This window comes from Geodermatophilus sp. SYSU D00867, assembly GCF_054050315.1.
In genome coordinates this window covers 93,430-109,501 of the sequence record NZ_JBJGZC010000010.1, presented here as the reverse complement: position 1 = coordinate 109,501, position 16,072 = coordinate 93,430, and the positions used below count along the sequence as shown (strand labels likewise).

Genomic DNA, 16,072 nt, shown 5'->3' with positions numbered 1-16,072 from the left:
ACTGGCCCCTCGACCGCCTCCGGTCCGGAACTGCTCCGGCCCATCTCCCCTGATTGTGGGACACGGTGCGGGGGGTCCGCTCGCGGGGTGCCCGGTACGCCCCCGTACGGGTGGGCCGGCGCCACTACGGCGCGGCCACCGGGACGGCGGGCACCCCGGCGAGGACGAGCACGCGGGCCGGCGCGGAGCCCTCCGCGGTGCGCACCTCGGGGACCGCGCGGCGCTGCTCGGCCAGCCGGAGCAGCTCGAGCACCAGCCCGACGCCGGCGCTGGCCAGGTAGGGCACCTGCCGCAGGTCCAGCACCACCCGTGTCCCGCCCGCGACGTCGCCGAGCGCCCGCAGCGCCTCGGCGCGCAGGGCCGGGGTGGCGGCCAGGTCGACGTCGCCGGCGAACTCCAGCCGCACGCCGCCGGGCCCCCGGTCCACGGTCAGGCGGGCCGGGCCCGCGTCGGTGCGGGCGGCGGCGCGCCGGGTCACCGGCTCGTCCCGCCCGGGGCCGGCCGGGACGAAGCGGAAGCGCACCGTGGTGCCCGCGCCCTCCGTGCCGCTCGCGTCGACCGAGCGGCCCACCTCGACGTCGTCGGCCAGCGCCGAGATCAGCTCCAGCCCCCGGCCGCGGTACCCCCGGTCGGCCGGCGCCGGGCGCCACACGCCCTCGTCCCGCACGCAGACGTCGACGCTGCCGTCGGCGGTCCGCTCGAGCCGGTACTCGCAGCGGCCCTCGCCGGCGGTGGTGGCGTAGGCGTGCTCGACGGCGTTGGCCAGCGCCTCGCCGAGAGCCAGCTGCAGGTCGTCGAGGGAGTCCCCGCCCATCCCGGCTGCCCGGGCCCAGGCGGTGACGGTGCGCCGCACCCCGCGCAGCCGGGACGGGTCGGCCGGCAGCACCTCGTGCAGCGGCGGGGGGACCAGCCGGGCCGCGATGACCGCGACGTCGTCGGGGAGGGCGTCGGCGTCGAGCACCTCCGCCAGCAGCGCGCGGGTCAGCCGGCAGGGCTCGACGTCGGACAGCCGGGCCGCGGCGTCGGCGACCCGGCGCAGGCCGGTGTCCAACGGCTCCCGGCGGCGCTCCACCAGGCCGTCGGTGTAGAGCAGCAGCGTCGTCCCGGGGGTGACCGGGGCGCTGCCCTCGGTGTAGGGCCGCCGGCCCGGGGCGCCGAGGACCGCGCCCGCGCCCTCCTCGAGGAAGGTCGCCGCGCCGTCGGCCACCAGCAGCGGCGGCGGGTGGCCGGCGCGGGCCCACCGCACGGTGCCGGCGGCCCAGTCGAGCACCAGGCAGGCCGCCGTCGAGGCCAGGGCGCCGGGCAGCCGCGCGGCGAACCGGTCCAGCAGCTCCAGCGCCTCGGCCGGGGAGCTGCCCTGCAGCAGCGCCGTGGACAGCGCGCTGCGCAGCTGCCCCATGACGGCGGCCGCCGCCGGGCCCTGCCCCACGACGTCGCCGACGGCGATCGCCACCCGGCCCCGGCCCAGCTCGACGACGTCGTACCAGTCGCCGCCGGCCGAGGTGCCTGCGGCGCCGGGCAGGTACTCCGCGGCTAGCGCCAGCCGCTCCAGCCGGGGCACCGCGGCGGGCAGCAGGCTGAGCTGGATCGTGGAGGAGATGTCCTGCTGGGCGCGGTAGAGCCGGGCCCGCTCCAGCGCCGAGGCGCACTGCTCGGCGACGGCCAGGAGCATGCCGCGCTCGACGGCCGGGAACCGCTGGGCGGCCGGCGCGCCCACGCCGACGACGCCGACGACGCGGCCGGCGACCAGCAGCGGCAGCGCGACCACCGCGCCGGGACCGCCGGGCGGGGGCGCGGTGTCCGGCGAGGCGGCGGTGTCCTCGATCCACACCGCCCGCCGCTCCGCGGCCGCCCGGGTGACCGCCAGCGACGCGCTGAGCGGGACCTCCGACCACTGCTGCGCGTCCTGGTCCGCGGCGTTGCTCCACAGCAGGCGCAGCGCCCGGCGGGCGTCGTCGATCTCGTAGACGCCCACGGAGCTGCCCCGGCCGGTCAGGACCTCGACGTGCCGGGCCGCCGCCTCGGCGACCTCCACCGGCGTGGTGGCGGCCGACAGCTCGGCGGTGACGCGCTGCAGCAGCCCCAGCCGGCGGGCGGTGGCCCGCTCGTCGGCCAGCAGCAGCGCGTTGTCCAGGGCCAGCGCGGACCGGGTGGCGATCTCCTCGGCCAGCGCGCGGTCGTCGTCGTGGAACGGCGGGGCGTCGTCGCGGCGGCCCATCGCCAGCACCGCGCGCACCCGGCCGCGGACGGTGAGCGGCACGACCAGCGCCGAGCGGAGGTCCAGCCGGACGCCGCCGTCCCCCACCCCGGACAGGCGCGGCCGCAGCACCGGCTCCCCGGTCTCGAGCACCTCGCGGCCCAGGCCGCCGTGCGGCTCCAGCCCGGCGAGCTCCACGCGGACGTCGCCGTCGACGCCGGCGCGCCCGGCGTAGCGCAACCGCCCGTCCTCGCCGACCACGCGGACGGTGCAGACGTCGGCCAGGCGCCGGTCGACCAGCAGCCGCGCGAGGCCCGCCAGCTGCCGCTCGGCCTCGGTCTCGCGGTCCAGCGCCGTGCCGACCTCGGCGAGCAGGGTCTGCCGCTCGGTCTCCCGGTACCGGGCGTTGATGTCGGTGCAGCTGCCCACCCAGCCGCCGGCGGTGCCGCCGATCGGCACGGCGCGCTCGAGCAGCCAGTGGTAGGCGCCGTCGGCGCGGCGGAGCCGGAACTCGACCTCCCAGCCCTCCCCGGCGGCGACCGCGGCGGCCACGGTGCCGGCGTACCGCTGCGCGTCCTGCGGGTGCAGCCCGGACCGCCAGCCCTCGCCGAGCTCCTCCTCGACCGCACGGCCGGTGAACGCCGTCCACCCGGCGTTGAGGAACTGCCGCCGGCCGTCGTCGCCGGCGACCCAGATCAGCGCCGGCGCGAGGTCGGCCATCGTGGTGAACCGCTCCTCCGCCTCCCGGCGGGCGCGGCCGAGCTGCAGGTGGGCGTCGACGCGGGCGAGCAGCTCCTGCGCGGAGAACGGCTTGACCAGGTAGTCGTCGGCGCCGGCGGCCAGGCCCTCGACGGCGGCCTCCTGTCCGGCGCGGGCGGAGAGCAGGACCACCGGCACGCGGGAGGTGCGGGCGTCGGCGCGCAGCGCGGCCAGCAGCTGCATGCCGTCCAGCCGCGGCATCATCACGTCGCTGACGACGAGGTCCGGCGGGTCGGCCAGGGCCGCCTCCAGCGCCGCCTGCCCGTCGCCGACCGCGCGGACCTCGTGCAGCGGCGCGAGCAGCCGCACGACGTAGTCGCGCATGTCGGCGTTGTCGTCGGCGACCAGGACCCGCCCGGCGCGGCCGCCCTGCGCGCCGGGTGCCGCCGCGGGGGCGTCGTCGGACTCCCCCGGCAGCCAGCGCAGCGCCTCGGCGACGAACGGGGTGGCGCCGGGCGAGATCGCCGGCGCCTCGGCCACCGCGGGGGCGAGGCGGTCGGCGGGCAGGTGCGCGGTGCCCAGCGGCACGCGGACGGTGAAGACGGTGCCGACGTCGGGCGCGCTCTCCACCTCGATCGACCCGCCGTGCAGGCCGACCAGCTCGCGGACCATCGCCAGCCCGATGCCGCTGCCCTCCCCGGACCGGCTGCGCGCCCCGGAGACGCGGGAGAACCGCTCGAACAGCCGCGGCAGCTCCGCGGCGGGGATGCCGGTGCCGGTGTCGGCGACGGTGAGGACGGCGGTGCCGTCGTCCTCCCGCAGCCGCACGGTGATGCCGCCCGCGAAGGTGAACTTCAGCGCGTTGGAGAGCAGGTTGAGGACGACCTTCTCCCACATGTCCCGGTCCACGTGCACCGGCTGGGACAGCGGCGGGGTGTCGACGGTGAGCCGCAGGCCGGCCCGGTCGACGGCGGAGCGGAAGACGCTGGCCAGCTCCGCGGTGGTCGCGGCGAGGTCGACCGGCTCGAACCGGGCGTCGATGCGGCCGGCCTGGATGCGGGAGAAGTCGAGCAGGGTGTTGACCAGCTTCTGCAGCCGCAGCGCGTTGCGCTCCACGACCTCGAGCTCCTCGGCGACCCGCGGGTCGGCCGTGAGCACCGGGGAGGACCGCAGCTCGGCGACCGGGCCCATGATCAGCGTCAGCGGCGTGCGGAACTCGTGGCTGACGTTGCTGAAGAAGTCGGTCTTGGCGCGGTCCAGCTCGGCGAGGGCCTCCGCGCGCCGCCGCTCGGCCGCGTGGCTGCCCGCGTTGGCCAGGCCCGAGGCGATCTGGCCGGCGACCAGCTCGAGGAAGCCGGTGTAGGCCCCGTCGAGGACGCGGTGCGGGTTGAGGCCGACGACCAGGAAGCCGGCGACGCCGGCGGCGTCGGGCAGCGGGGAGGAGATCGGCACGGCCAGCGCCTGCACCGGCGGGCGGTCCCAGGCGCCGGTCGGCAGGCCGGGGAGGCGGTCCAGGCCGTCGACGACGACCTGCTCGCCCGCGCGCAGCCGGGACAGCGGCCACACCGCGTCGTCGGCGAGCGTCCCCGGCGCCGCGGCCGAGCCCGGCGTCAGCCCGGTGGCGGTGCCCAGGCGGGCGGTGCCGTCCTCGTCGACCAGGTAGGTGGCGGAGAAGGGCAGGTCGGCGTCGTTGCGGGCGAGCTGCTCCCCGACGGCGGCCAGCACGTCGGCCTCGGTGCGCGTGACGGCCACCGCCGTCGCGAGGTCGCGCAGGCTGGCCATCCGCCGCTCGGCCAGCACCCGGTCGGTGTTCTCGGTGACGACGCAGAGCATCCCGGCCGTGCGGCCGTCGTCGTCGGCGACCGGGCTGTAGGAGAAGGTGTGATAGGTCTCCTCCCGGTAGCCGCTGCGCTCGAGGAACAGCAACAGGTCCTCGTCCCAGGTGGCGATCCCGGTCTCGAGGACCGACCCGATCCGGGGGCCGATGTCGTCCCAGATCTCCGCCCACACCTCGGACGCCGGGCGGCCCAGCGCCCACGGGTGCTTCCCCTGCAGGGTGTCCCGCTGGTAGGCGTCGTTGTAGAGGAACGAGAGCTCGGGACCCCAGGCGGCCCACATGGAGAACCGCGACGTGAGGACGATCCGCACGAGGTTGCGCAGCGACGACGGCCACCGCTCGGGCGGTCCGAACGGCGTGCCGGACCAGTCGCGAGCGGCCATCTCCCGGCCCACCTCGCCACCACCGGAGAAGAGCGAGGCGAGCGCGTCCTCGGTCACCGCGCCACCACGGAGGGCAGCCTAGGCGCTGCTCCCGGGACCCGCCGCGCCCCGCCCGGCCAGGGTGTCGAGGGCGGCGCGGTCCAGCCCCGTCGCGGCGGCGGCCTCGGCCGGGTCGACGGCGCCGCAGTCCAGGCCGCGCAGCACCACGCCGGCCAGCGCGCGGGCGGTGGCCGGCTCGTCGAGGACCCCGCCGTCGACCCGCTCGACGTAGGCCGTCAGCCGCGCGGCCGCGGCCGGCAGGGCGCCGCGGAAGAAGGCGTAGGTGGCCGCGTACCGGGTGACCAGCTGCGCGGGGTGCAGGTCCCAGCCCTGGTGGAGGCCGCGCTCCAGCGCCCGGCGGACCAGCCCGGCGTGCACCCGCCAGCCGGCGTGGACCTGCTCGCGGGAGCCGACGGGGAGGACGTTGGTGGAGCCGTCGACCGCCCGGGCGCCGGTCCCGGCGACGGCGACCTGCATGAGCTGCTTGGCGAGGTCGAGCGCCGGGTGGTCGGAGGACTGGTGCGCCGCCGCGATGCCCAGCGCCGCGCTGTAGTCGTAGGTGCCGTGGTGCAGGCCGGTCAGCCGCGGGCCGGCGGCGTGCACCATCCGCGCGAGGGTCACCGCGCCGTCGGCGCCGAGCACCGCCTGTGGGGTCTCCACCTGCAGCTCGAGGTCCAGGGCGACGCCGTGCGCGGCCCCCAGCGCGTCGAGGACGGGCAGGAAGGCCCGCACCTGCTCGACGTCGGTCACCTTCGGGAGGGTGACGGTGGCCCGCGGAGCGCTGACGGCGGAGAGGAACAGGTCGAGGGAGCGGACGCCGCGGCGGCGGGTGGGTCCCTCCAGCGACTTGGCCCGGATGCCCACCGACGGCGGCGCCGTCCCGGCGTCGAGGTCGCCGGCCACGGCCTCGGCCGCGCGCAGGACGTCGCCGTCCTCGGCGTCGGGCCGGCCGCGGTAACCGTCCTCGGCGTCGACCCGCAGGTCCTCGACCGGCTCGGCGACGAGCTTGGCGCGCACCCGGGGCAGCACCTGCTCGAGCAGCGCGGCGTCGTAACCGAGGTCGGGCAGGCCGTGCTCGTCGAGCGCGGCCAGCGCCGCGGCGCCCCAGGCGGCGGCCAGGCCCGGGACGACGGCGTCGGCGGGCACGTAGCAGGTGTGCACCGGCTGCCTCCCCGGCCGCTCGCCGGGGTACGCGGCCGTGCGGGCGGCGTCGACGGGTGCCAGGCGGCGGTCCAGCTCGGCGTAGACGTCCTCGCCCAGGGTCACGGCGCAGCTCGGATCGGTTCGGCCCCCGTGCAGGGGCCCGTCGCGAGCTCGCGAGTGTCGGGGGGCACGGGGGTCTTCAATCGATGAGCTCGTAGGCGGGGAGGGTGAGGAAGTCGGGGAACTCGTCGGCCAGCGCGACCTGCTCGAACAGCCGCCGCGCGTCGTCGAGGCGCGGCAGCTCGCCGATCCCCTCGACCTCCTCGGCGACGACGCGGCGCACCAGCTCCCCGGTCACCGTCTCGCCGGTGTCGAGCTCCACCCCGGCGTGCACCCACTGCCACACCTGCGAGCGGCTGATCTCGGCGGTGGCGGCGTCCTCCATGAGCCCGTGGATGCCGACGGCGCCGTTGCCGCCCAGCCACGCGGCCAGGTAGCGGATCGCCACCTCGACGTCGGCCCGCAGCCCGGCCATCGTGCGCCCGCCGGGGACGCCGGCGACGTCGAGCAGCTGCGCCGCGGTCACCGACACCTCGGGGCGCTGCCGGTCGAGCTGGTTCGGGCGGTCGCCGAGGACGGCGTCGAAGGCCTCGCGGCAGACCGGCACCAGGTCGGGGTGGGCCACCCAGGACCCGTCGAAGCCGTCGCCGGCCTCGCGGGTCTTGTCCTCGCGGACCTTCGCCAGCGCCCGCTCGTTGGCCTCGGCGTCGCGCCGCGAGGGGATGGCCGCGGCCATGCCACCGATGGCCACGGCGCCGCGGCGGTGGCAGACGGCGACGAGCTGGTCGGTGTAGGCGCGCATCATCGGCGCGGTCATGGTGACGGCGCCCCGGTCGGGCAGCACGAAGTCCGGACCGGCCTCCCGGAAGACCTTGATGACGCTGAACAGGTAGTCCCAGCGCCCGGCGTTGAGGCCGGTGGCGTGACTGCCCAGCGCGTGCAGCATCTCCTCCATCTCGAAGGCCGCCGGGATGGTCTCGATCAGCATCGTGGCGCGGATCGAGCCCTCGGGGATCCCGAGCACCTGCTCGGCGTGGTCGAACACGAGCCTCCACAGCCCGGCCTCGAGCCGGCCCTCCATCTTCGGGAGGTAGAGGTACGGCCCGCTGCCGCGGGACAGCTGCTCGGCGGCGTTGTGGAACAGGTACAGCCCGGCGTCGACCAGCGCGCCGACGGCGGGCTGCCCGTCGACGAGCAGGTGCCGCTCGGGCAGGTGCCAGCCGCGCGGGCGGGGCACGATCGTCGGCAGGTCGCCGTCCTCGCGCAGCCGGTACTCCCGGCCCTCGGGCGTGGTGAACGCCAGCTGCCGGCGGACGGCGTCGCGGAGCACCAGCTGGCCGCCGACGACGTTGCGCCAGTGCGGGGTGTTGGCGTCCTCGAGGTCGGCCAGCCACACGTTCGCGCCGCAGTTGAGCGCGTTGACCGCCATCTTCGGCTCGGTCGGGCCGGTGATCTCGACGCGGCGGTCGACCAGGCCGGGCGGCGGCGGGGGCACCCGCCAGTCGCCGTCGCGGATCTCCGCGGTCTCCGGGCGGAAGTCCAGCCAGCGGGCGGCGGCGATCTCGGCGCGGCGGGTGGCGCGGGCGGCGAGCAGCGCGTCGCGCTGCGGGCCGAACCGGCGCTGGAGGTCGGCGACGAACTCCAGCGCCTCGGGTGTCAGCACCTCCCCGGACCGCTCGACGTCGGGGCCCTCCACGCGCACTCCGCTGGTGTCGAGGCTCACCGCTGGTCCCCTCTGCCGGCCGGGATGGGCTGCCATCCTGTCACCGTGTCCTGCCTCGACGAGTTCAACAGCGAGCCCGCCGACGCCGCCGTCGAGCAGCTGCGCGGCTGCAACGCCGCGCCGCGCTTCGCCGCCGAGCTGGTCGCCGGCCGCCCGTTCCCCGACGCCGACACCCTCGTCCGCCGGGCCGGGGAGGTGGCCCGGTCGCTGCCGTGGGACGAGGTGCAGCTGGCGCTGGCCGCGCACCCGCGCATCGGCGACCGGGTGGAGGGCTCCTCGGCCGAGGCGGCGGCCTCCCGCCGGGAGCAGGGCTCGATGGGCGGGGCCGACGACGACACCCGCGCGGCGATCGTCGAGGGCAACCGCGCCTACGAGGAGCGGTTCGGGCACGTCTACCTGATCCGCGCGGCCGGGCGCTCGCCGGAGGAGATGCTCGGCGAACTGCGCCGCCGGCTCGGCAACGACGACGACGCCGAGCAGGCCGAGGTGGTCGAGCAGCTCGCCCAGATCACCGAGCTGCGGGTGCGGGAGCTCGTGTCGTGAGCGTCTCCACCCACGTGCTCGACGCCGTCGCCGGGCGGCCGGCCGCCGGCGTCGCCGTCTGGCTGTTCGCGGGCGACGACCTGCTCGCCGAGGGCACCACGGACGCCGACGGCCGCTGCCGGCTCACCGAGGACGCCACCGTCGCCGGCCCGCACCGGCTGGTGTTCGCCACCGGCCCCTGGTTCGCCGGGCGCGGGGTGGACGCCTTCTGGCCGGAGGTGACGCTGACCTTCGCCGTCACCGCGCCCGCCGAGCACCACCACGTGCCGCTGCTGCTCTCGCCGTTCGCCTACTCCACCTACCGGGGCAGCTGAGGCGCGCCGGTTCCACGTGCAACACCGGCGCAGTGCAACACCGGCGCAGTGCAACACCGGCGCAGTGCAACACCGGCGCAGTGCAACACCGGCGCAGTGCAACACCGGCGCAGTGCAACACCGGCGCAACGGGTGTGCGGCAGGCTGCGCGCATGGCGATCGTGCTCGGACCCAACCAGTACGGGAAGGCGGAGGTCCGCGTCGTCGCGGTCGACCGCAGCTCCCCCCGGCACGAGCTCGTCGACCTCAACGTGAGCACCAGCCTGCGCGGGGACTTCACCGCCGCGCACACGCGGGGCGACAACGCGCACGTGCTGACCACCGACACGCAGAAGAACACCGTCTTCGCCTTCGCCCGCGACGGCGTCGGCTCCCCGGAGGCGTTCGGGCTGCGGCTGGCCCGCCACCTGGCCGGGTCCTACGACTGGATCACCGGCGCCCGCGTGGCCGTGGAGTCCTACGGCTGGGAGCGGATCGCCGTCGGCGGGCAGCCGCACGACCACGCCTTCCGCCGGCCCGGCGGCGAGGTCCGGACGGCGGTGGTCACCGTGGACGGCGACGACGTGCACGTGCTGGCCGGCCTGTCCGACCTCGTCGTCCTCAAGACCACCGGCTCGGAGTTCTGGGGCTTCCCCCGCGACCGGTACACGACGCTGGCCGAGACCCGTGACCGCGTCCTCGCCACCGCGGTCACCGCGCGCTGGCGGTACACCCCGGCCGACGGCGCACTCGACGGCAGGGACTGGTCGGGCCTGTACGCCGGCGTCCGGACGGTGCTGCTCGAGGCGTTCGCCGCCACGCACTCCCTCGCGCTGCAGCAGACGCTGTACCGGATGGGCGAGGCGGTGCTCGAGTCCTCCCCCGACGTCGCCGAGGTGCGGCTGTCGATGCCCAACAGGCACCACTTCCTGCAGGACCTCTCGGCGTACGGCCTGGACAACACCCCCGGCTCGGACCACCCCGTCGTCTACCACGCCGACGACCGCCCCTACGGGCTCATCGAGGGCACCGTGCTCCGCGACGACGTCCCGCCGGCCGAGGTCGCGTGGCTGGGCACGCCGGGCTTCTGCTGAGGTGGAGGCCGTGAGCGACGAGCGCGAGGTCCTGACCTACGAGCTGTTCGGCACCGCGGCGCGGGAGCTGGCGCAGCAGGTCGCCGACGACGGCTTCGAGCCCGACCTGGTCCTGTCGATCGCCCGCGGCGGGCTGTTCCTCGGCGGGGCGCTGGGCTACGCGCTCGACGTCAAGAACCTGTTCGTGATGAACGTGGAGTTCTACACCGGCGTCGACGAGCGGCTGGACCTGCCGGTGGTGCTCCCGCCGACGCTGGACGCCGTCGACCTGACCGGCGCGAACGTGCTGGTCGCCGACGACGTGGCGGACACGGGCAAGACGCTGGAGCTGGTCCGCGACTTCTGCGCGGGCTACGTCTCCGACGTGCGGACGGCGGTCGTCTACGAGAAGCCGCGCTCGGTGGTCAGCTGCGACTACGTGTGGAAGCGCACCGACCGGTGGATCGACTTCCCGTGGTCGTCGCTGCCGCCGGTGCGCACCCGCAGCACCCGCCCGCCGCACTGACGGCCGTCGAGCCCGGACCGCTCACGCCGGAGAACGTGCGGGCGGTGTGCGAGCTCCTGGTCCTGGCGCTCTGACGAGCCCGGCGGTCAGCGCCGGGTGGAGACGGTGACGGTGAACCGGCGGTCGTGCGCGGCCGCCCGGGTCGGGCCGACCAGCCGCCGCAGCGCCGCCCGGTGCGGCAGCCGGTTGTTGTAGACCGCCCACAGCTCCCCGCCCGGCCGCAGCACCCGCGCCGCGGCGGCGAACAGGCGGTCGGCGGCGGCGGTGACGACGGCGGCGCCGAGGTGGAACGGCGGGTTGCAGACGACGAGGTCCACGCTCGCGTCGGGCACGGTCGCGGCGGCGTCGTCGCGCAGGACCCGCACCCGCTCCAGCCCGGCGCGGGCGAGCGTGGCCCGCGCGGAGGCGACCGCGGCGGCCGACTGGTCGGTGGCGGTCACCTCCAGGTCCGGCCGGGAGCGGGCGAGGACGGCGGCCAGCACGCCGGTGCCGCAGCCGAGGTCCAGGGCGGTGCGCGCGTCCGGGGCGGCGGCGTCGAGCGCGGCGACGAGCAGCCGGGTGCCCTCGTCGACCCGGGCCCCGGCGAACGCGGCGCCGTGCGCGCAGACGTCGAGGTCCAGGGCGTCGTCGTGCCGGCAGCGGGGGAAGGACGGCGCGACGCCGGGTCGCGGCCCGCGGGCGACCAGCACCCGCGACTTCTGCCGGGCGAGGGTGGCCGAGACCTCGGCGAACCCGGTGCGCAGCACGTCGTTCATGCCGAGCGTCATGTGCTTGACCCGCCCGCCGACCAGCACGGTGACGTCCCGGGCGGCCGCCGCCGCGGCCAGCTCGGTCAGCTCCCGCAGCGCGTCGAAGGCCTTGGGCGCGCGGGCCAGCACGAGCGTCGCGCCGTCGAACAGGGCGGCGTCCAGGCTCCCCGGGCGGTGCGTGCCGGTCAGGCCGGTGCGCTCGGCGTTGAGGGCCAGGGCCCGCTCGCCGACCAGCAGGTCCTGGGCCACCCGGACGTCGCGCGCTCCGGCCGCGACCGCGCCGAGGGTGAGCGCGCCGTACGCGTCGTCGACGACGACCACCCGCTGCCCGGTCAGGTCCCCGGCGGTGTCGAGCAGCAGCCGGTCGGTGGCGTCGACGGCGACCAGGTCCGGCGCCTCGACGTCGGGCTCCCGCCGCAGCTGCGCGAGCACCTCGTCGGGGGTCACGTGGCGGCGACGAAGGAGGCGACGACGCGGCCCAGCTCCGGGCCGACGTCCTCCTGGAGGAAGTGCCCGCCGCCGCGCAGGGTCGTGTGCGGCACGCCCCGGGCGCCGGGCACCAGCCGCTGGAAGACGCGGTCGCCGCCGCCGGTGATCGGGTCGGAGTCGGAGAAGGCGGTGAGCAGCGGTTTCTCCCAGCGGGTGAGGACCTCCCACGCGGCCCGGTTGGCGGCCGCGGCGGGGTCGTCGGGCGCCGTCGGCACGAGGCTCGGGAAGACGCGGGCGCCGGCCTTGGACGCCTCGTCGGGGAACGGCGCGTCGTAGGCGGCGACCACCTCGGGCGGCAGGTCGGTGACCGTGCCGTTGGCGACGACCCGGCCGACGTCGAACGCCCGCGCGGTGGCGGCGAACCGCTGCCAGGCGAGGAAGGCCTCGCTCATCGGGGCGTCGCCGGTGGGCAGGCCGGTGTTGGCGACGACGACCCGCGCGAACCGGTCGGGGTGCTCCGCCACCAGGCGCAGGCCGACCAGCCCGCCCCAGTCCTGGCCGACCAGCGTGACGCCGGCCAGGCCGAGACCCTCGAACAGCGTCTGCCGCATCCACTCGACGTGCGCCGCGTAGCTGTAGGCGGCCGGGTCGGTGGGCTTGTCGGAGCGGCCGAAGCCGACCAGGTCGGGGGCGACGACGCGCAGGCCGGCGGCCGTGAGCTCCGGGATGACGTGCCGCCAGAGGAAGGACCAGGACGGCTCGCCGTGCAGCAGGACGACGACCTCGCCGGAGGCCGGGCCGACGTCGACCACCGCGACCCGCAGCGGCGTGCCGTCCCCGCCGTCGACGGTGACGTACGTGGGCGGGTACGGGAAGTCCGGCAGCGCGGCGAACCGCTCCTCCGGCGTGCGGACGACGTCCACGTGACCCTCCGGGGCTCAGACGCCGGGGAGGCCGACCGGGCAGCTCACGCCGGTCGAGTGCACCGGGCAGTACCCGTTCGGCACCTTGTGCAGGTACTGCTGGTGGTGGTCCTCCGCGTAGAAGAAGTCGCCGAGCGGGGCGATCTCGGTGGTGATGTCGCCGTAGCCGGCCTCGTGCAGCCGGGCCTGGAACCGGTCGCGGCTGGCGCGGGCGGCGGCCTCCTGCTCCGGCGTCGCGACGTAGACCGCCGAGCGGTACTGCGTGCCGACGTCGTTGCCCTGCCGCATGCCCTGGGTGGGGTCGTGGTCCTCCCAGAACACCGTGAGCAGCTGCTCGTAGCTGACGACGGCGGGGTCGAACACGACGAGCACGACCTCGGTGTGGCCGGTCCGCGCGGAGCAGACCTCCTCGTAGGTCGGGTTGTGCGTGTAGCCGCCCGCGTAGCCCGCGGCCGTGGACCAGACGCCCGGCACCTGCCAGAAGACCTTCTCGACGCCCCAGAAGCAGCCCGCGCCGAAGACGGCGGTCCGCATCCCCCCGGGGAACGGCGGCCGGATGCGGTTGCCGTTCACCGCGTGGGTCTCCGGGACGTGCGGCAGCGGGTCGGGACGACCCGGCAGCGCGTCCTCCGGCGACACCGGCTGGGTCTTGTACCGGGAGAACGACATGATCCGAGCCTAGGACCGCCGCACCACCCGGCGGCGCGACCGCGTCCCGACGGCGGCAGGATCAGCCGCGGACCCGGATCGACGACGCAGGGAGCGACCGTGCCGATCACCGCCCGCGAGTGGCACCTGGCCGCCCGTCCCCACGGCGAGCCCACCCCCGACGACTTCCGGCTGGTCGAGGTCGAGCACCCGGACCCGGCCGAGGGCCAGGTGGTGGTGCGGATGGTCGCCATGTCGGTGGACCCGTACATGCGCGGGCGGATGCGGCTGGGCCCCTCGTACGCGGCGCCGTGGGAGGTCGGCGAGGTGATGAAGGGCGGCGCCGTCGGCCGCGTCGTCGAGTCCCGCTCCCCCGACGTGCCCGAGGGCGCGCTGGTGCTCACCGACGCCGCCTGGCGCGACGTCGCCGTCCTCGACGCCCGCGCGGTCCGGCAGCTGCCGGCCACCGAGGACCTGCCCCTGACCTACTCCCTCGGCGTCCTCGGGATGCCGGGGCTGACCGCCTGGGCCGGGCTGTTCCGGGTGGCCGCCTTCCGGGAGGGCGACGCCGTGTTCGTCTCCGGCGCGGCCGGGGCGGTGGGCAGCGCGGTCGGGCAGTTCGCGAGGCTGCGTGGCGCCTCGGCGGTGGTCGGCAGCGCGGGCAGCCCGGACAAGGTGGCCTGGCTGCGCGAGATCGGCTTCACCGCCGCCTTCGACTACCACGACGGGCGGGTGAAGGACCTGCTCGCGCAGGCCGCGCCCGACGGCGTCGACGTCTACTTCGACAACGTCGGCGGCGAGCACCTCGACGCCGCGCTGGGTGCGCTGCACGTGCACGGCCGGGTGGCGATCTGCGGCGCCATCTCGGGCTACAACGCCACCGAGTCGGTGCCCGGGCCGAAGAACTTCAGCTCGCTGATGATCGCCAAGCGGCTCGCGGTCACCGGGCTGCTCGTCGGCGACCACACCGACCTGCACGGCGAGTTCACCGAGACGGTGTCCGGCTGGATCCGGTCGGGACAGCTCGCCGTCCGCGAGACCGTCTACGAGGGCCTGGAGAACGCCGTGCCCGCCTTCCTCGACCTGCTCAAGGGGGCCAACACCGGGAAGATGGTCGTCCGGCTGGCGCCCGACCCGGATTGAGGCGGGACGGCACCGGGAAGGGGCCGGACATGTGGCTGCTCCTCACCCGCCGGCTGCGGGTCTGGTTCATCGTGACCGTCCTCGTCCCGCTGGGCACCGGGCTGCTCCGGCGTGCCGGGCTCGCCCTCGAGCGGCGGACCGGGCCGACCCAGCTCAGCCGCGGGCTGCTGCGGGCCGGCGACCTCGGCGACCGGGCGCGGGCGCGGCTGCGCGGCGGTGGCCGACGGCGCCGGTGACCACCGCGGAGCGGGTCCCGGCACTCGACCACCTGCCGGCGACCGCGCCCACCCGCGCGGTCGCCGTCTTCGCGCACGGGGGCACGGTGGCCAGCATCGAGCCGCCGCGGGAGCGCGCGCTGTCCCTGGTGCGGATGCGGGCGATCCAGGAGGCGGTGTCCCGCGCCGCGGCCGGGCGGGGCGTGGAGACCTACCTGGTCCGCTACCGCGTGGCGGGCTGGAACGGAGCCGCCGCCGACGCGCACGCCGACGTCCGCTGGGCGCTGGACCGCGTGCGTGAGCGGCACGGCGACGTCCCGGTGGTGCTGGTGGGGCACTCGATGGGCGGCCGGGCGGTGCTGCGCGCCGGCGACGACCCGTCGGTGACCGCGGTCTGCGGGCTCGCGCCGTGGACGCCGCCGGGGGAGCCGGTCGGCCACCTGCGCGGCCGCACCGTCGTCCTCGCCCACGGCCGCGGCGACCGCTGGGTGCCGGCGCGGCTGTCGGCGGACTTCGCCGTGCGCGCGCACCGGGCCGGCGCGCGGGTCGCGCGGTTCACCCTGCCCGGGGGGCACGGCATGGTGCGCCGGGTCGGCCGGTGGCACGCGCTGGTCCGCGACGTCGTCCTGGCCGGGGCCGGTCTGGCCCCGTGGCGCGCCGACCTGGAGGACGCGCTGGGCGCCCCGGACGGGGAGGGGCTCGCCGTCCCGCTGTGAGACCCGCGGCGGCACCGGGTAGGGGCCGCCGGTGGAGGAAGTGCTGGCCGACGTCGTCGGCGTCATGGTCGCCGTCGTCGAGGCGTGCGGGGCCGTGGTCATCGTCGTCGGCGCGCTGTGGGCCTTCGCCCGCTTCCTGTGGGTGGGGCTGCGCCGCGGCGGGTCGTCGGCCTTCGTGCCGGTCCGTCTCACCCTGGGCCGGTTCCTCGCCCTGGGCCTGGAGTTCCAGCTGGCCAGCGACGTGCTGCGGACGGCGGTCGCGCCGAGCTTCCGCGAGCTCGGGCAGCTGGCGGCGGTCGCGGCGATCCGCACGGCGCTGAACTGGTTCCTGTCGAAGGAGATCGCCGAGGAGCGGCGGCAGGTGGCCGAGGAGACCGGTGCGCCGGCGCCCGACCCGGCGTCGGCGGAGCACCGCGGGCGCGGGGTGTGACCTCGCTCGGCCCCGTTCCCGGGCTGCTGGCCCTCGGCGTCAGCGGGCTCGCCCTGGTCGCGGGGGTGGTGGCGCTCGCGAGCACCCGGCGCCCGCGCCTCGCCCTCGCGGTGTTCCTGGACCTGCTGCTCGCGGCGGGGCTGCTGCGCCTGGCCACCGAGCCGACGTGGTCGTCGGTGGGCACCGCGGCCGCCGTCGTCGCGCTGCGCCGGGTGATCGGCGCGGGCCTGGGGGCGGGCGGCCGGGCCCTGTCCCCGCCCCCGTCCCGCACGACCCCGGACAGGACCCGATGACCCATCCCCT

Annotated in this window: 15 protein-coding genes; 9 read left to right on the top strand and 6 right to left on the bottom strand. The window is 76.8% G+C overall.

Annotated features, from left to right (window positions below; genetic code table 11):
- Positions 1-124 precede the first annotated feature (124 nt).
- From ACI8AK_RS11495 to aceB, 3 genes are all read right to left on the bottom strand, one after another.
- Positions 125-5,173 carry a SpoIIE family protein phosphatase gene (locus tag ACI8AK_RS11495; RefSeq protein ID WP_456956326.1) on the bottom strand — a complete coding sequence of 1,683 codons (5,049 nt, stop codon included), beginning with the start codon at positions 5,171-5,173 and terminating at the stop codon, positions 125-127.
- Between the two features lie 21 nt (positions 5,174-5,194).
- Complete coding sequence (locus ACI8AK_RS11490; protein ID WP_456956324.1) at positions 5,195-6,421, bottom strand: DUF6986 family protein; 1,227 nt, start codon at positions 6,419-6,421, stop codon at positions 5,195-5,197.
- Positions 6,422-6,497: 76 nt separating this feature from the next.
- Positions 6,498-8,081: a malate synthase A gene (gene aceB / locus ACI8AK_RS11485; RefSeq protein WP_456902078.1), complete on the bottom strand. Its 1,584-nt coding sequence runs from the start codon at positions 8,079-8,081 to the stop codon at positions 6,498-6,500.
- Positions 8,082-8,126: 45 nt separating this feature from the next.
- On the opposite strand from aceB, the gene uraD reads away from it, so the two are divergent.
- From uraD to ACI8AK_RS11465, 4 genes are all read left to right on the top strand, one after another.
- Positions 8,127-8,624, top strand: a complete 498-nt coding sequence (uraD, locus tag ACI8AK_RS11480) for a 2-oxo-4-hydroxy-4-carboxy-5-ureidoimidazoline decarboxylase (RefSeq protein ID WP_456902079.1) — start codon at positions 8,127-8,129, stop codon at positions 8,622-8,624.
- Entirely contained in the window at positions 8,621-8,938 is a 318-nt protein-coding gene (gene uraH, locus ACI8AK_RS11475; protein WP_456956322.1) for a hydroxyisourate hydrolase, read from the top strand. The genes uraD and uraH overlap by 4 nt, the downstream gene beginning before the upstream one ends.
- 152 nt (positions 8,939-9,090) lie before the next feature.
- Positions 9,091-10,011 carry a factor-independent urate hydroxylase gene (pucL, locus tag ACI8AK_RS11470; RefSeq protein ID WP_387991261.1) on the top strand — a complete coding sequence of 307 codons (921 nt, stop codon included), beginning with the start codon at positions 9,091-9,093 and terminating at the stop codon, positions 10,009-10,011.
- A gap of 10 nt (positions 10,012-10,021) precedes the next feature.
- Entirely contained in the window at positions 10,022-10,516 is a 495-nt protein-coding gene (locus tag ACI8AK_RS11465) for a phosphoribosyltransferase (RefSeq protein ID WP_387991264.1), read from the top strand.
- 86 nt (positions 10,517-10,602) lie between these two features.
- Here the strand turns inward: ACI8AK_RS11465 and ACI8AK_RS11460 are convergent, their stop codons facing one another.
- Genes ACI8AK_RS11460 through msrA form a run of 3 tightly spaced genes read right to left on the bottom strand, consistent with a single transcriptional unit; the run spans position 10,603 to position 13,286 of the window.
- On the bottom strand, positions 10,603-11,712 hold the full coding sequence (locus tag ACI8AK_RS11460) for a class I SAM-dependent methyltransferase (protein WP_456956320.1): 1,110 nt from the start codon (positions 11,710-11,712) through the stop codon (positions 10,603-10,605).
- Positions 11,709-12,617 carry a haloalkane dehalogenase gene (locus ACI8AK_RS11455; protein WP_456902082.1) on the bottom strand — a complete coding sequence of 303 codons (909 nt, stop codon included), beginning with the start codon at positions 12,615-12,617 and terminating at the stop codon, positions 11,709-11,711. Before ACI8AK_RS11455 ends, ACI8AK_RS11460 begins: the two co-directional genes overlap by 4 nt.
- Positions 12,618-12,632: 15 nt before the next feature.
- Positions 12,633-13,286, bottom strand: a complete 654-nt coding sequence (gene msrA / locus ACI8AK_RS11450) for a peptide-methionine (S)-S-oxide reductase MsrA (RefSeq protein WP_456956318.1) — start codon at positions 13,284-13,286, stop codon at positions 12,633-12,635.
- Between the two features lie 99 nt (positions 13,287-13,385).
- Here msrA and ACI8AK_RS11445 point away from each other — a divergent pair, with 99 nt between their 5' ends.
- Genes ACI8AK_RS11445 through ACI8AK_RS11425 form a run of 5 tightly spaced genes read left to right on the top strand, consistent with a single transcriptional unit; the run spans position 13,386 to position 16,062 of the window.
- Positions 13,386-14,408, top strand: coding sequence for an NADP-dependent oxidoreductase (locus tag ACI8AK_RS11445; RefSeq protein WP_387991276.1), 1,023 nt, complete (start codon positions 13,386-13,388; stop codon positions 14,406-14,408).
- 29 nt (positions 14,409-14,437) lie between these two features.
- Positions 14,438-14,644 carry a hypothetical protein gene (locus tag ACI8AK_RS11440; protein ID WP_387991279.1) on the top strand — a complete coding sequence of 69 codons (207 nt, stop codon included), beginning with the start codon at positions 14,438-14,440 and terminating at the stop codon, positions 14,642-14,644.
- On the top strand, positions 14,641-15,339 hold the full coding sequence (locus tag ACI8AK_RS11435) for a serine aminopeptidase domain-containing protein (RefSeq protein WP_387991281.1): 699 nt from the start codon (positions 14,641-14,643) through the stop codon (positions 15,337-15,339). The genes ACI8AK_RS11440 and ACI8AK_RS11435 overlap by 4 nt, the downstream gene beginning before the upstream one ends.
- Before the next feature lie 31 nt (positions 15,340-15,370).
- On the top strand, positions 15,371-15,769 hold the full coding sequence (locus ACI8AK_RS11430; RefSeq protein WP_456956316.1) for a DUF1622 domain-containing protein: 399 nt from the start codon (positions 15,371-15,373) through the stop codon (positions 15,767-15,769).
- Entirely contained in the window at positions 15,766-16,062 is a 297-nt protein-coding gene (locus ACI8AK_RS11425; RefSeq protein WP_456956314.1) for a DUF1622 domain-containing protein, read from the top strand. Before ACI8AK_RS11430 ends, ACI8AK_RS11425 begins: the two co-directional genes overlap by 4 nt.
- Positions 16,063-16,072 lie beyond the last annotated feature (10 nt).

Excerpts from the sequence above, each read along its gene's own strand:
- msrA (WP_456956318.1), bottom strand. The coding sequence starts at position 13,286 with ATGTCGTTCTCCCGGTACAAGACCCAGCCGGTGTCGCCGGAGGACGCG.
- ACI8AK_RS11440 (WP_387991279.1), top strand. The coding sequence starts at position 14,438 with ATGTGGCTGCTCCTCACCCGCCGGCTGCGGGTCTGGTTCATCGTGACC.
- pucL (WP_387991261.1), top strand. The coding sequence starts at position 9,091 with ATGGCGATCGTGCTCGGACCCAACCAGTACGGGAAGGCGGAGGTCCGC.